The organism is uncultured Campylobacter sp. (assembly GCF_937997595.1).
Lineage (GTDB): Bacteria > Campylobacterota > Campylobacteria > Campylobacterales > Campylobacteraceae > Campylobacter_B.
In genome coordinates this window covers 1-13,606 of the sequence record NZ_CALKTS010000077.1, presented here as the reverse complement: position 1 = coordinate 13,606, position 13,606 = coordinate 1, and the positions used below count along the sequence as shown (strand labels likewise).

Genomic DNA, 13,606 nt, shown 5'->3' with positions numbered 1-13,606 from the left:
GCCTACTTTACCACCAAATTTACGAGCTTGTTTTTGACATAAATTTCTTTTACGATGCTCTTGCCTTCTAGCCATTTGGCGCAGTTTTGCTTTGCAAGGCTTAAAATTTCGCCCTCGCTTAGGCCAGCGCTCGCCTCAAACTCGGCGCGCTTTTTTCCGTTAATCGTGACGGCAAGCTTGATCGTATCGCTCTCAAAGACCTCTTCGCAAACTCTCAGCTCGCCGAAATTCCGCCTTTTAAACAGCTTCTCGCTAAGCTCAGCGCAGATATGCGGCACGATAGGCTCGAGCAGGTTTAAAATCACAAAGTAACCCTCAGTAAATACGTCTTTGTTGCTCTGCGCGTTTAGGGCGTTTAGCGCCTCCATACACGCGGCGATTAGAGTATTAAAAGCAAAGCTGCTCTCATAAACCTGCTGTGATTTCTTAAGCGCCTCGTAAACTTTGAGGCGGGCGTATTTTTCCTCTTTATTTAAAGCGGTGTGGTCGATCTGCGGAATTTTATCCGTAGCGTAGGCATTTTCGGCGCGATCGTAGAGGCGGTTTAAAAATTTATACGCGCCCTCTACCGCGCTGTCGTTCCACTCAAGCTCCTTTTGAGGAGGCGCGGCAAAAAGTATAAAAAGTCTCGCCGTATCGGCGCCGTATCTCTCGATAATATCATCGGGATCGACGGTATTTCCCTTGCTTTTACTCATCTTCGCGCCGTCTTTTAGCACCATGCCCTGGGTTAGCAGCCGCTCAAACGGCTCGCTATCGCGCAGATAGCCTATGTCGCGAAGAGCCTTTTGGAAAAATCTCGCATACAAAAGGTGCAAAATCGCATGCTCGATGCCGCCGATATATTGATCGACGTTCATCCAGTAATTCACGCTTTGCTCATCAAACGCCCGCTGCTGCCACGTCCGCTCGTCGCTTGCGTAGCGCGCGAAATACCATGAGCTTTCAAAAAATGTATCGAGCGTGTCGGTCTCGCGCACCCCGTCGCCGCCGCATTTAGGGCATTTGCAAAACTTCCAGCTAGGATGCGCGTCGAGCGGATTGCCCTTGCCAGTGATCTTAATATCCTGCGGAAGCTCTACGGGCAGATTTGAAATTTCTTCGCTTACCAGCCCGCATTTTGGGCAGTGGATCATCGGGATCGGCGCGCCCCAGTAGCGCTGGCGGCTCACTCCCCAATCGCGCAGTTTAAAATTTACCACGCGGCGTCCGAGCTTTAGCTCCTCAAATTTTGAAATAACGGCGCTTTTTGCTTTCTCGCTATCCATGCCACTAAACTCTTCGGAATTTACCAAAACTCCGCTCTCGACGTAAGCTTTGCTAGCGTCGTAATCGCCGCTTTTAGAAGCGATGCTTTGAATGATCGGCAGGTTAAATTTCTTTGCAAACTCGAAGTCTCTCTCATCGTGCGCAGGCACCGCCATAACCGCGCCGCCGCCGTATTCTGCTAGGACGAAATTTGCGGTCCAAACGGGGATCTTTTTGCCGTTTAGCGGATGAAGCACGCTGATTCCGAGGCTCACGCCGTCTTTATCGCTTGCTTGGCGCTCGCGCGGGCTTTGATTTAAAATTTCTCTCACCTTCGCCGTAGCTTCCACGTCGAGTAAGCCTTCATCCAAAAGCCTCTTTACAACCTCATGTTCCGGCGCAAGCGCCGCGTAGCTCATGCCATAGATCGTATCGGGGCGCGTCGTAAAGACCTTAAAGCCCTCGATGCCGCCAAGTTTGGCGCTGCTTTGCTCGTCAAATTTAAAGCCAAATTCTAAACCCTCGCTGCGCCCGATCCAGTTTTCCTGCATCGTAAGCACCTGAGCGGGCCACTTGCCCTCAAGCTGCTTTAGGCAATCCAAAAGCTCCTGCGCGTAGGCGGTGATTTTTAGGTAGTAGCCAGGCATTTGCTTTTGCACGACCTCGTTGCCGCAGCGCCAACACCTGCCCTCCTCGACCTGCTCGTTGGCAAGCACCGTCTGATCGTGCTCGCACCAATTTACCACGGCGCTTTTTCTATAGATAAGCCCTTTTTCAAAAAGTTTGATGAAAAATTCCTGTTCCCAACGCGTATAAAGCGGATCGGAGGTAGCGAGCATGCGACGAGCCGAAAAGCTAAAGCCTAGGCGGTGCAGCTCGTTTTTCATATAATCGATATTTTCGTAAGTCCAAGTTTTAGGGTGAATGCCGTGTTTGATCGCCGCATTTTCCGCAGGCATACCGAAGCTATCAAAGCCGATCGGCTGAAGCACGTTGTATCCGCGCAGCCTGTAGTATCGGCTCAGCGCGTCGCCGATGCTGTAGTTTCGCACGTGCCCCATGTGGATGCGGCCGCTTGGGTAGGGAAACATCGAAAGGATATATTTTTTAGGCAGACTATAATCGTCCTTAGGCTCAAAAACCCCCTCGTCGTCCCAAATTTTCTGCCATTTAAGCTCAATACTTTTACTATCGTAAGGCATTTTGCGCTCCTAGAATTCGTCTTTGGTTTTTGCCGACTCAATCGCTATTAAAATTAGCGAGAAAAAGTTTGCAAGTAGCGCGCCGATCGCAAGCGAGGTCACGATCGATAGATCTCCCGGCGCTACTACAATCAAAACGAACGCCGGTATGAGATGCAGATCCGCTACGAGCGAGCTTGCGAAAAGCTCAGCTGCGAGCATATTTCGCACGCCCACCTTTAAAAGCGTCGAGACTGCATTCACGCTGGTTGCTATGAAAAGTAAAATTTCATTCTTCTCATACAAAAACCCGCCTATCGTAGTCATACTCATCAGCGCAAAAAATATGTAAATTACCCTTCCCCAGTTCATCTTTCATCCTTACACCGTGCCTTTTTCATACATGGCGCGATTCTTTTCTTTCTCTTTGATACGGCGCTGTTTTTCGGCTAAAAACGCGCGGTATTTCTCGACATTAAATTTAAACAAAATCAGCATCGGAGCAGCTACAAATACAGAGCTGAAAGTTCCTGCTATGACGCCTATTAGCATCACGAAGCTAAAGCCGTGGATCATCTCTCCGCCCCAGACGAATAAAATCACGATGACGATGAGAGTCGTAAGCGAAGTAAGCAGTGTGCGCGATAGTGTATGAGAGATCGATTCGTTTATAACCTCATCAAGCTTAATCGATTTACTATCTTTTACTCCTTCTCGAATTCTATCGAAAACAACGATGGTATCGTTAAGCGAGTAGCCCATTATAGTTAGCAGTGCGGCTAGAATTTCAAGGTTGAAATCCACGCCGGCTAAAATCATCGCGCCTACGGCAACTACGACGTCGTGCAGATCCGATAATACGGCCGCAATCGCAAATCTCCATTCAAACCGCAGGGTGATATAAACCAAAATGAGCGCAAACGACACGCATACCGCTAAAATTCCGTTTGTGCGAAGCTCCTCGCCGACTTTAGGACCTACGATATCGACCTTGCGAATGTCGAAATTTCCGCTGCCTTGCAAAATTTTTTGCGCCGCTAAAGCAGGATTATCGCCCAGTTCACTCGCAGCGCCTGAATATCTAATCGTAACTTCTTGATCGCTGCCGAATTCTGTAACGTTGATATTGCCTAAATTTGCCGCCTCGAAGCGTTTTCTGATCTCATCAAGCGGTGCTTTAGCGTCGTATTTAACCTGAATGAGCGTACCGCCGCTAAAATCGATGCCGTAATTAATGCCCTTAATGAAAAACAGCGCAATGGAGCCTATTATCAAAACAGCAGAAAGCGCAAAAGTAAAATATCTAAATTTCATAAAATCATAAATTTTGCCCTTATCAAACACTTGCATTTGCGCCTCCTCTTACTTTATAACCGAGCCAAAGCGCGGTATTTTTGCTCTTTTCCATCTTATCCATTACTAGCTCAAACATTCCGTGGGTGCCTAAAATAGCCGTTATCATCGACGCTACGATACCGATACTCATCGTGACGGCAAAGCCCTTCACCGGACCCGTGCCGTAAGCATAAAGCGCAGCAGAAGTAATTAACGTAGTGATATTTGAATCCACAATCGCGCTCATCGCGTTTTCATAGCCTTTATTTATGCTTTGGCGGATTGAAACTCCCGTCCTTAGCACCTCTCTAACGCGCTCATTAATGATGACATTCGCATCCACAGCCATTCCGATAGTTAGCACGATTCCCGCCATTCCAGGAAGCGTCAAAGTAGCGCCGAATAGCGCCATACAAGCGATCAAAAACAAGATATTCACCACAAGCGCGATATCGGCAAAAAGTCCCGCTACGCCGTAGTATAAAATCATAAAGATCAAAATCGCAACCGCTGCAAGACTAAGCGCCGCCATACTCTTATCGATGCTATCTTGTCCTAGGCTAGGGCCGATGCTGCGTGTCTCTGAGACTTTAACAGGAGCCAAAAGCGCACCGCTTCTAAGCGCAATCGCTACGTCGTGCGCCTCCTCGACGCTAAATCCGCCGCTGATCTGACCGCTGCCGCCGCCGATACGCTCGTTAATGCGCGGCGCGGAGTAAACCTTGCCATCAAGCACGATAGCTAGACGCTTACCGACGTTTTTGCCGGTAAAATCGCCAAAAATTTGAGCGCCTTGAGAGTTCAGCGTAAAATTTATGATCGGCTGGTTGGTGTGCTGATCGAAGGCAACCTTCGCATCGACCAGCATCGCGCCGTCTAAAACCGGAATTTCGTTTATGAGATACTTGTAATTCGGATTTTTAACGTCCGGGTAGATCACGTCGCCGTAAGCTCTGGCATCCGCTGCACTGATAGTCTGCGCGCGGTCTTGGCGTACGTCGTCCACCGCCATAAGCTGCAAGTGAGCCGCTTTGGCAATCAGATCTTTGGCGCGTTGCTCATCCGCTGCACTTTTGACGCCCGGAAGCTCAACCAAAATATAACTCTCGCCCTGCTTTGCTACCGTAGGCTCCGCAAGTCCGAATTGATCCAAGCGGTTTCGGATAGTTTCTACAGCCTGTTCGATCGCGTACTTTTTAGTCGCTTCGACCTCCTCGGGCGTTAGCGTAACGCGATATTTTTCGCCCGATTTTTGAATGTCTAATCCGCTTGCGGCGCTATGCAAAATCGCATCAAATTTAGAAGCCTCGTCTGCGTCTAAAATTTCAAACTCAAACGAATCGCCTTCCAATTTTAGCCCGTCCATCAGCAGATCATCGCGCTTGGCGGCGTAATTGACGCTCGCAGCGATCGATTTGATCTTTGAAACGACCGCCTCGTCGCTTTGAACTTCCAAAAGCATATGCAGGCCACCTTGCAGATCCAGACCCAAGTTTATCTTGCTTCCCTTTTCGGTCTGAAAGATCGAAGGCGCGGCAAAAATCGCCGAAAAAATTACCGCAGCCAAAAAGATCAGCAGGCGGTATGAAATTTTACTGCTCATCTAATTTTCTTGCTACGAATTGTTTATCTAGCTCAACCATGACCTCATCGTTAAGCTTAACTGTGATAAAATCATTGTTTGTTTTCACGACCGTGCATTTTATGCCACCGCTAGTTATGATCTTATCGCCTTTGCCGAGCGCATCGACCATCGCTTTATGATCCTTGGCCTGTTTTTGCTGCGGTCTGATAATCAAAAAATACATAATCGCAAAGATTACGACGATAGGCAGGATTGATGCAAAGAAGTTTCCTTGTTCCATGTGTTTCCTTCATTAGAAATTTAAAAAGTAGCTATTTTACATTAAGTTACATAAATAAAGGCTTTGTTCTTGCCCTTGCGCTTTCAAATTTTATTTTCGTAGAAATTTTAAGCTCTAAATTTGACGGCTTGGCTGCTTTGGCGGCGGAATTTTTCTCGCCTCTAATTGCGATAGCGGCACTTTTTTATCTGCTAAAAGCAAGCAAGGCGGAGTGGTTTTGGTGCGGATTTTTTATCGGCGCGCTATGGATGCACTGGATCAGCTTCAGCCTGATCTATTTCGATCTTGCATTTTTGATCCCGCTTGAAATTCTTGGAATTTGCCTCGTTTACGCCTTTATTTTCCGCATCTTTGCGATCTTTGACGCGCCGGTTTTGCGCGCTGCGTGCCTTTTGATTCTAAAATTTATTCATCCTTTCGGCTTTGATTGGCTAAATTTTGAATTGCTGCTAAGCCATGGAATTTTCAGAGCCGATCTTAGCGCGCTGGCTCTGATTTTAGCGGGACTTTGCGCGGTTTTGTATCTACGTGGGCGCGGCGCCCGGGCTAAGCTTAACGCCGCGATCTTTGCGGTATTTTTGATCTGCGCGCTGCAATTCGGCCAAAAAGAGCCCGAGCCGCTACCGATTAAAATTTCACTCGCAAACACCGATATTTCGCAGCATGACATCTGGACGAAAGATAAAATTTTATCCGCCGCGTTGGCAAATTTGGCTCGGATTGATGATGCGATCGCAGAGGGACAAGACGCGATAATACTGCCCGAGAGCGCCTTTGCGATGCCGCTAAATTTAGAAAACGTGCTAGTTGGAGCTCTAAAGGAAAAATCGCGCGCAATTACTATCGTAGCGGGCGCAGAAGCGTATGAGAACGGGAAATTTTACAACAGCGCCTATCTTTTTGCGAACGGAGAAATGAAGCGCTTCGATAAGCACATTTTGGTACCGTTTGGCGAAATGGTGCCGCTGCCGGAATTTGCGCGAAATTTCATCAACCGCGTGCTGTTAGGCGGCGCGACCGATTTTTCGACGGCTAGCGGCTTTAGCGACTACGAGCTTGGCGGCAAGAGCGTAAGAAGCGCCGTTTGCTACGAGGCTACGCGCGCAGAGCTTTACGAGGGCTCGCCCAAATACGTCGTAGCGATCAGCAACAACGGCTGGTTCGTGCCGAGCTACGAGCCCTATTTGCAGCGCCTCATAATCCGCTACTACGCGAGCTTACACGGTACATTGATCTATCACGCCGTAAACGGCAGCGCTAGCGAGATAATCGCTCCGAAGAAGATCTGGATAAACCGCCTTAAAGATCATCTAAAATAGCCTAAAAAGTTATTTTTAAACGACTTTTGGGTAATATTTTAAAATTTTATTAGGAGCTAAATTTATGGCTAAATACAATCGCATACTCGTAAAATTTTCGGGTGAAGCGCTAGCGGGAGAGAACGGCTTTGGGATCGACAGCGAAATTTTAAAATTTATCGCTAAAGAGATCAAGCAGCTCGTAGAGGGCGGCATCGAAGTAGGCATCGTAATCGGCGGCGGCAACATCATAAGAGGCGTAAGCGCCGCAGCTAGCGGTATCATCAAACGCACCAGCGGCGATCATATGGGCATGCTAGCCACCGTCATCAACGCAATCGCGATGAGAGAGGCGCTAGAATACGCAGGTATGGACGTACGCGTCCAAAGCGCGATAAAGATGGAAGCGATCTGCGAGACCTTCATCATCGGCCGCGCCAAAAGGCACCTCGAAAAAGGGCGCGTCGTGATCTTTGCTGCAGGCACCGGAAATCCGTTCTTCACAACCGATACTGCGGGCACTCTCCGCGCAATCGAGATTGGAGCCGACGCTATCATAAAAGCCACCAAAGTTATGGGGATCTACGACAAGGATCCGCAAAAATTTAAAGACGCCAAATTGCTTTCCAAAGTCACTTACGATCAAGCCCTGCACGACAACATCAGGGTGATGGACGATACAGCTATCGCGCTTGCTAAAGACAATGCGCTTCCGATCATCGTGTGCAATATGTTTAAGAGCGGAAATTTATACAAAATCGTCGAGGGCGGAGATCTAAGCTCCTGCTCGATCGTAAAAAACTGAAATTTAAAATTTAAGGAGAATTGATGAGAACCGAACAAATTGTAGCCAAGGCTTTAAAAGTAACGGGCGGAGACCGATATAAGCTATCTTTGATGATAAGCAAACGCGCCGAGCAGCTAGCTGCTGGCGAACCTCCGCTGATAGAGAACGTAGATACTCGCAGGATGAAATTTGCCGATATAGCAATCTTGGAACTAGCCGAAGGTAAGATCGCATTAGATGGAATCGTTGACAAGGATTAATGATAACTTCTTAGAAAGTCTCATCGACGATGTCGTCGATACCAAAGACATTCAAAGCGCCAAGCAGCTGCTTTATAATCTAAAAGAGCCTACTCCGTTACTGGTGGATGCTATAAATTTATGCATCGCGCAGCACGACGGGCAGTTTCGCAAAAGCGGCGAGCCATATGCGATCCATCCGATTTTGGTAGCTTGCTTCGTATCTTTTATGGGCGGAGACGACGCGATGGTAATATCTGCGCTACTACACGACGTAGTAGAGGATACAGATTACAGCATCGAGCAGGTTAGACAAAGATTCGGCGACGAAGTAGCCAAAATCGTAGAAGGGCTTACTAAAATCGTAAACATCAGGGAGGATAAATTAGCCCCATCCGGCGATAGCAACGCCAAGCTGCGAACTACCGCACTTACCTTCCGCAGGATGCTGATGATCTCCATTAACGATCAGCGCGTTTTGGTAGTCAAGCTCTGCGATAGGCTGCACAATATGCTAACCCTAGACGCACTTCGCCCAGATAAGCAAAAACGTATCGGCGAGGAGACGCTTTTGGTTTATGCGCCGATCGCGCACAGGCTTGGAATTTCATCGATCAAAAACGTGCTTGAGGATCTTAGCTTTAAATACGTCATGCCCAAAGAATACGCGGCGATCGCCGATTACGTCGAGGAACACAAGCAGCAGCTTCAGATGAGCTTGAGCAAATTTAGCGAAAAGATCAAGGAATATATGCTTTCAAACGGCTTTAGTGAGGGCAGCTTTGAGATCCAAAAGCGGATGAAGCACTACTACTCGATCTTTTTAAAAATGCAGCGCAAAGGAATTTCGATCGAGGAGGTGCTCGATCTTTTGGCTATCCGCATCATCGTGCAAAAGCCGATGGATTGCTATTTGGCTCTTGGCATCATCCATACTAAATTTAATCCGCTGATCTCGCGCTTTAAGGATTATATTGCGCTTCCGAAGCAAAACGGATATCAGACGATCCACACAACCGTCTTTAACGAAAGTATGATCGTAGAGGTGCAGATCCGCACCTTCGATATGCATAACACCGCAGAATTCGGTGTCGCCGCTCACTGGAAATATAAATATAGCGGCTCGATCAATCCGAAGCTTGATTGGCTAAACGACATCGGCATGCAGGAAGAGGACGACGCCAACGCCGAGGATCTTTACGAATACGCCAAAGACAGCCTCTACGTCGAGGATATCGCCGTGTATTCGCCCAAGGGCGGAATTTTTACATTGCCGCGCGGTGCTACGGCGCTTGATTACGCCTACGAGATACACTCTCAAGTGGGCTTAAAAGCGACCGAGGCCTTTATAAACCGCGTCAAGGTGCCGCTTCTTACGGAGCTAAAAAACGGAGATATCGTTCATATCATCACCGGAAGCGAGCCACACTACCGCTGCAGCTGGCTAAGCTCGGTCAAAACGGGCAAGGCGCGCGCGACGATAAAGGCGTTTTGCAAGCAAAAGATCAGAGATATAAATTTTGAAGTAGCGATTAAAATTTTATGCGCGATCTTTACGACGAGCAAGGAGAGCATTCTAAGCTGGCTTGAAAAAGAAAATTTAAGCAAAAAGATCGGCAAAGCTGCCTATGACTCGGTATTTTTAAAAGACGTCGTAAACGCGCTGAAAAAATACCCGCTCAAAGAGAAATTTTTCAATATGAAATTTCGAAGCAAGTATGAGATCGAGAAGCAAAAATTTGACAACATCGTGGTGTATTCAAATTTTAAAATCGACGAGGTTGAGTTTGATTACTGCTGCAACCCAAAGCGTGGCGACGACATCATCGGCTTTCGCAACGGACACGGCGTGACGGTGCATCATAAGCTGTGCGAACGTGCAAGCGAGCTAATCAAAACCGATGAGATGATCTTCGTAAAATGGACGCGCAATGCGCCGCACCGCTACAAGATCATATTAAATTTAGAAAACAAGCGCGGCTCGCTGGCGACGTTTTTGAACTATTTAGTCAAGCTCGAGGTCGATCTAGTATCGATAAGCCTTAACGAAAATAGCGAAACGACGTCGGATTATTTTGAGATTATCATCGAGCTAAACGAAAATTTAGACTCCACGGAGATTAAAGACAAACTCAAAAACCGCTTTAAAATCGTGGATTTCGTATCGCTTACGGACGTATATAAAAACTAAATAAGGGAGAGCAAATGGCTGACATTCAAGGCATTATGGAAAATTTTAAGCGCGGTGTCGCGGAGATCATCGGCGAAGAGCAAATAGAGGCACTGATTAGGCGCTACTACGACAGCGGCGAGGTCTTTTACGTCAAAATCGGCATGGATCCCACTGCTGCGGATCTGCACCTAGGACACGCCGTCGTGCTAAATAAGCTTGCATTTTTGCAAAACCACGGCGCGATCGTGCAATTTCTAATCGGTGATTTTACTGCTCAAATCGGAGATCCTACGGGCAAGAGCGAGACTCGCAAAAAACTAGCGCGCGAAGTTGTGCTTCAAAACGCCAAAACCTACGAGCAGCAGGTCTTTAAAATTTTAAATCCCGCTAAAACCAAAGTGATGTTTAACTCCGAATGGACCAACCGCCTGGGTGCTAGCGGTATGATCGAGCTATCAAGCACTTTTAATGTTGCCAGGATGCTCGAGCGCGACGACTTTGAGAAGCGCTACAAGGCCGAGCAGCCGATCAGCATCAGCGAGTTTATGTATCCGCTACTGCAGGGATACGACAGCGTTTGCATGAAATGCGATATAGAATTCGGCGGTACCGATCAGAAATTTAATCTTTTAATGGGTCGCCAGCTGCAAAGAATTTATGATGTCGGCAAAGAACAAAGCGTCGTGATGATGCCGCTTTTGGTAGGCACCGATGGCACGAATAAAATGAGCAAGAGCCTTGGCAACTACATCGGCGTAACCGATACGCCTCATGATATGTACGGCAAGGTGATGAGTATCAGCGATGCGTTAATGTGGGATTGGTATAATCTGTTAAGCCAAAAAAGCAGCGAAGATATTGAGCTAATAAAAGGCTTCGTGGCGGATGGTTCGATCCATCCTAAGGCGGTTAAGGAGGAGCTTGCCTCCGAGATTGTCACGCAATTTTATGACGAAAATACCGCCTTTGAAGCCAAGCAGGAATTTGACCGCGTCCACGGCGCCGGCGAGCTTCCTAGCGAGATCAAGGAATATCACGTAAGCTCGCCTGCATGGATCGTAAAGGCGCTAATTAGCTGCAAGCTCGCCGTATCCAGCTCGGATGCGCGCAGGTTGATAAAATCAAACGCCGTCAGTATCGATCAAAATAAAATTTTAGATGAGCAGCTTCAGCTTAGCTCGGGCGAATACACTCTTCAAGTAGGGAAGAAAAAATTCGCTAAATTAAAGGTAGATTAATGAGTATAAAGATAGGCAAACACGAGATTGCGCACCCGATAATTCAAGGCGGCATGGGACTTGGTATCAGCTGGGACAAGCTAGCTGGCAATGTCAGCCTAAACGGCTGTCTAGGCGTCATTAGCTCGGTCGGCACCGGCTACTACGAAAATCTTAAATTTGCCAAAAAATCGCTCGAGGGCAGACCCTATACGAGCGAGAATTTTTATAGCAAAGAGGCGCTTTTTGCCATCGTACAAAACGCCCGTAAAATTTGTGGCAATGCGCCTTTGGGGATGAATGTAATGTGCGCGGCGAACGACTACGAGCGCATCGTGCGCGACACGTGTGAGGCAGGCGTCGACGTTATCATTAGCGGCGCGGGACTTCCTACCAATCTGCCGGAATTTACGGCAGATTTCCCGAACGTCGCGCTCGTACCCATCGTCTCCTCCGCCAAGGCTCTTAAGATCATCGCCAAACGCTGGAAGCAGCGCTATAACCGCATTCCGGATGCCGTAGTGCTCGAAGGCCCTCTTAGCGGCGGGCATCAGGGCTTTACCTACGAGCAGTGCGGCGATCCCGCGTTTGCGCTAGATAATCTAATCCCACAAATAAAAGCGGAAATCTCGCAATGGGGCAGCTTCCCGCTATTTGTCGCAGGCGGAATTTGGGATAAAACTGACATCGATCGCGTGAAATCTTTGGGTGCGGATGGCGTACAGATGGGTACGCGCTTCATCGGCACCTTTGAATGCGACGCCGCGGAGGAATTTAAGCAGGTACTTCTTAACGCCAAAAAAGAGGACATCGAGCTTCTAAAATCGCCCGTAGGCTATCCTGCACGCGGAATTCATACCAATCTGCAAGATATGATCGCCGCAGGCACGGCGCCCAAAATCCGCTGTATCAGCAACTGCGTAAGCCCATGCGAGCGCGGCAAAGGCGCTAACGCCGTAGGATACTGCATCGCCGACCGCTTAAGCGACGCGTATCTGGGCAAAACGCAAAGCGGTCTGTTTTTTACCGGTGCGAACGGATGGCGATTAAACGAGATAATATCCGTGAAGGAATTGATAGAAAAACTTGTAAATGGCGAAGATAATTAAAATTTTTCTAATCGCGGCTTTTAGCTGCGTATTGGCGTTTGGAGCTTCCAGCGAGGCGTTTTTTGCGAAATTCGACAAGGATTTCATCGTAGCGACGCCGAATTACAAGCGCTCGCTGCACAAAGAGCTAAAATCGCTCTACCAAGGCACGTCCGATAAAGAGGTCCGCATCAAAGCGCTAAAGAGGTTGGTTTATAGCTCGAAAAATTTAGGGCTTGACTCCTCGCCTTATGAATCTGCGCTAGCCAAATTACAGGGCAAAGCAAGCGATAGCAGCACGCATTCTAAAAAGCTCAAAGATGAAAACGCAAAAAATTCCAAAAGCTCGGACGAGAAAAACGCTTCAAATTTAGCGCATAGCCCCAAAGCCTCCGCCTCTAAAAATTCTAAGAATTCAAAAAATTCCACTTCCAAAAATCTCAAAAAGACGCGCGCGCCAGAAGAAGCCGATCTAAGCTCGCTATCTAAAGAAGATTTGGAATTTTTACGCTCAACTAGACCGATCGGCGCGAATGAGGCTGTAGACGCCCAAGAGGACGATGGCGGCGAGGACGCAATCGCGCAAAATGAGGATGAGGAGGCTGCGGATCAAAGCAACGAGCTTAGAAAAAGCAGCGTCAAAAAAGCGGACAAAAACGCCCAGCTTGCGCTAAATTCTCTACGCGGCGATGCAGATGAAATCGTGCTTGAGTTTAACCGCGATCTAAAGCGCAGCGATTATAAAGATTTTACGATCGCAAGTAGCGATAATTTTCGCTTCGTGATTGATTTTAGCGCGCGGCAAAAATCGCAAAAAACGCGGCTTAAAGATAGCTTTGTTAGCGATGTACGTGTCTCGCAATACAACGACAAGACCGTGCGCATCGTACTTAGCGACCCGAAAGAATTCAACGCAAACGTTGAAATTAACGGCAATATGATGATTTTAAGTACGGCTGAAGGCTTAAAAGCCGCAAAATCTGTGCGTGCAGAAAAAAACAAGGATCAAAAATCAGGGCGCAAGCGCGGACGCGAGCAAGATAGCGAGCTGCAAATCAGCACGATAGATGAATCTCAAGGCGCCAAATCAGTCTCCGTGGCCGCCGGTAAAATTTACAAATCCACTAAAGGCAAGCTCATCGTAATTGATCCGGGTCACGGCGGCAGCGATTCGG

At 47.9% G+C, this 13,606-nt stretch carries 12 protein-coding genes; 7 read left to right on the top strand and 5 right to left on the bottom strand.

Annotation, left to right across the window (positions count from 1 at the left end):
* Nucleotides 1-2 precede the first annotated feature (2 nt).
* The 5 genes from leuS to yajC are packed head-to-tail and all read right to left on the bottom strand — an operon-like array spanning nucleotide 3 to nucleotide 5,629.
* A complete protein-coding gene (gene leuS / locus Q0614_RS02710) occupies nucleotides 3-2,450 on the bottom strand; it encodes a leucine--tRNA ligase (protein WP_298786360.1) in 2,448 nt (815 codons plus the stop codon).
* 9 nt (nucleotides 2,451-2,459) lie between these two features.
* Nucleotides 2,460-2,801, bottom strand: a complete 342-nt coding sequence (locus tag Q0614_RS02705; RefSeq protein ID WP_005872279.1) for a DUF6394 family protein — start codon at nucleotides 2,799-2,801, stop codon at nucleotides 2,460-2,462.
* Nucleotides 2,802-2,810: 9 nt separating this feature from the next.
* The gene (gene secF, locus Q0614_RS02700) at nucleotides 2,811-3,779 is read right to left on the bottom strand and encodes a protein translocase subunit SecF (protein WP_291935970.1); all 969 of its coding nucleotides are present in this window, start codon (nucleotides 3,777-3,779) and stop codon (nucleotides 2,811-2,813) included.
* The gene (gene secD / locus Q0614_RS02695; RefSeq protein ID WP_298786359.1) at nucleotides 3,766-5,367 is read right to left on the bottom strand and encodes a protein translocase subunit SecD; all 1,602 of its coding nucleotides are present in this window, start codon (nucleotides 5,365-5,367) and stop codon (nucleotides 3,766-3,768) included. The genes secF and secD overlap by 14 nt, the downstream gene beginning before the upstream one ends.
* Nucleotides 5,357-5,629, bottom strand: coding sequence for a preprotein translocase subunit YajC (gene yajC / locus Q0614_RS02690; RefSeq protein WP_005872282.1), 273 nt, complete (start codon nucleotides 5,627-5,629; stop codon nucleotides 5,357-5,359). Before yajC ends, secD begins: the two co-directional genes overlap by 11 nt.
* Here yajC and Q0614_RS02685 point away from each other — a divergent pair.
* The 7 genes from Q0614_RS02685 to Q0614_RS02655 all read left to right on the top strand — a co-directional run.
* Nucleotides 5,605-6,948 (top strand): apolipoprotein N-acyltransferase, encoded by a 1,344-nt coding sequence (locus Q0614_RS02685; protein ID WP_298786357.1) that lies wholly within the window; start codon nucleotides 5,605-5,607, stop codon nucleotides 6,946-6,948. The two genes, yajC and Q0614_RS02685, sit on opposite strands and share 25 nt — an antisense overlap.
* A 64-nt stretch (nucleotides 6,949-7,012) precedes the next feature.
* Nucleotides 7,013-7,732, top strand: coding sequence for a UMP kinase (gene pyrH / locus Q0614_RS02680; RefSeq protein ID WP_297881798.1), 720 nt, complete (start codon nucleotides 7,013-7,015; stop codon nucleotides 7,730-7,732).
* A 23-nt stretch (nucleotides 7,733-7,755) separates the two neighbouring features.
* Nucleotides 7,756-7,974, top strand: a complete 219-nt coding sequence (locus Q0614_RS02675; protein ID WP_291935955.1) for a DNA-directed RNA polymerase subunit omega — start codon at nucleotides 7,756-7,758, stop codon at nucleotides 7,972-7,974.
* Nucleotides 7,952-10,144: a RelA/SpoT family protein gene (locus Q0614_RS02670; RefSeq protein WP_297923393.1), complete on the top strand. Its 2,193-nt coding sequence runs from the start codon at nucleotides 7,952-7,954 to the stop codon at nucleotides 10,142-10,144. Before Q0614_RS02675 ends, Q0614_RS02670 begins: the two co-directional genes overlap by 23 nt.
* 14 nt (nucleotides 10,145-10,158) lie before the next feature.
* Nucleotides 10,159-11,364, top strand: coding sequence for a tyrosine--tRNA ligase (gene tyrS, locus Q0614_RS02665; RefSeq protein ID WP_177389336.1), 1,206 nt, complete (start codon nucleotides 10,159-10,161; stop codon nucleotides 11,362-11,364).
* Nucleotides 11,364-12,452 carry a nitronate monooxygenase gene (locus tag Q0614_RS02660; protein WP_298786355.1) on the top strand — a complete coding sequence of 363 codons (1,089 nt, stop codon included), beginning with the start codon at nucleotides 11,364-11,366 and terminating at the stop codon, nucleotides 12,450-12,452. The genes tyrS and Q0614_RS02660 overlap by 1 nt, the downstream gene beginning before the upstream one ends.
* On the top strand, nucleotides 12,436-13,606 hold a 1,171-nt coding region (locus tag Q0614_RS02655; RefSeq protein ID WP_298786353.1), incomplete at its 3' end, for an AMIN domain-containing protein. The genes Q0614_RS02660 and Q0614_RS02655, both read left to right, overlap by 17 nt.

Coding starts and splice junctions, on each gene's coding strand:
- yajC (WP_005872282.1), bottom strand. CDS start 5,629: ATGGAACAAGGAAACTTCTTTGCATCAATCCTGCCTATCGTCGTAATC.
- pyrH (WP_297881798.1), top strand. CDS start 7,013: ATGGCTAAATACAATCGCATACTCGTAAAATTTTCGGGTGAAGCGCTA.
- Q0614_RS02670 (WP_297923393.1), top strand. CDS start 7,952: ATGGAATCGTTGACAAGGATTAATGATAACTTCTTAGAAAGTCTCATC.
- secF (WP_291935970.1), bottom strand. CDS start 3,779: ATGCAAGTGTTTGATAAGGGCAAAATTTATGATTTTATGAAATTTAGA.
- Q0614_RS02660 (WP_298786355.1), top strand. CDS start 11,364: ATGAGTATAAAGATAGGCAAACACGAGATTGCGCACCCGATAATTCAA.
- Q0614_RS02705 (WP_005872279.1), bottom strand. CDS start 2,801: ATGAACTGGGGAAGGGTAATTTACATATTTTTTGCGCTGATGAGTATG.
- secD (WP_298786359.1), bottom strand. CDS start 5,367: ATGAGCAGTAAAATTTCATACCGCCTGCTGATCTTTTTGGCTGCGGTA.
- Q0614_RS02685 (WP_298786357.1), top strand. CDS start 5,605: ATGCAAAGAAGTTTCCTTGTTCCATGTGTTTCCTTCATTAGAAATTTA.
- leuS (WP_298786360.1), bottom strand. CDS start 2,450: ATGCCTTACGATAGTAAAAGTATTGAGCTTAAATGGCAGAAAATTTGG.
- tyrS (WP_177389336.1), top strand. CDS start 10,159: ATGGCTGACATTCAAGGCATTATGGAAAATTTTAAGCGCGGTGTCGCG.
- Q0614_RS02675 (WP_291935955.1), top strand. CDS start 7,756: ATGAGAACCGAACAAATTGTAGCCAAGGCTTTAAAAGTAACGGGCGGA.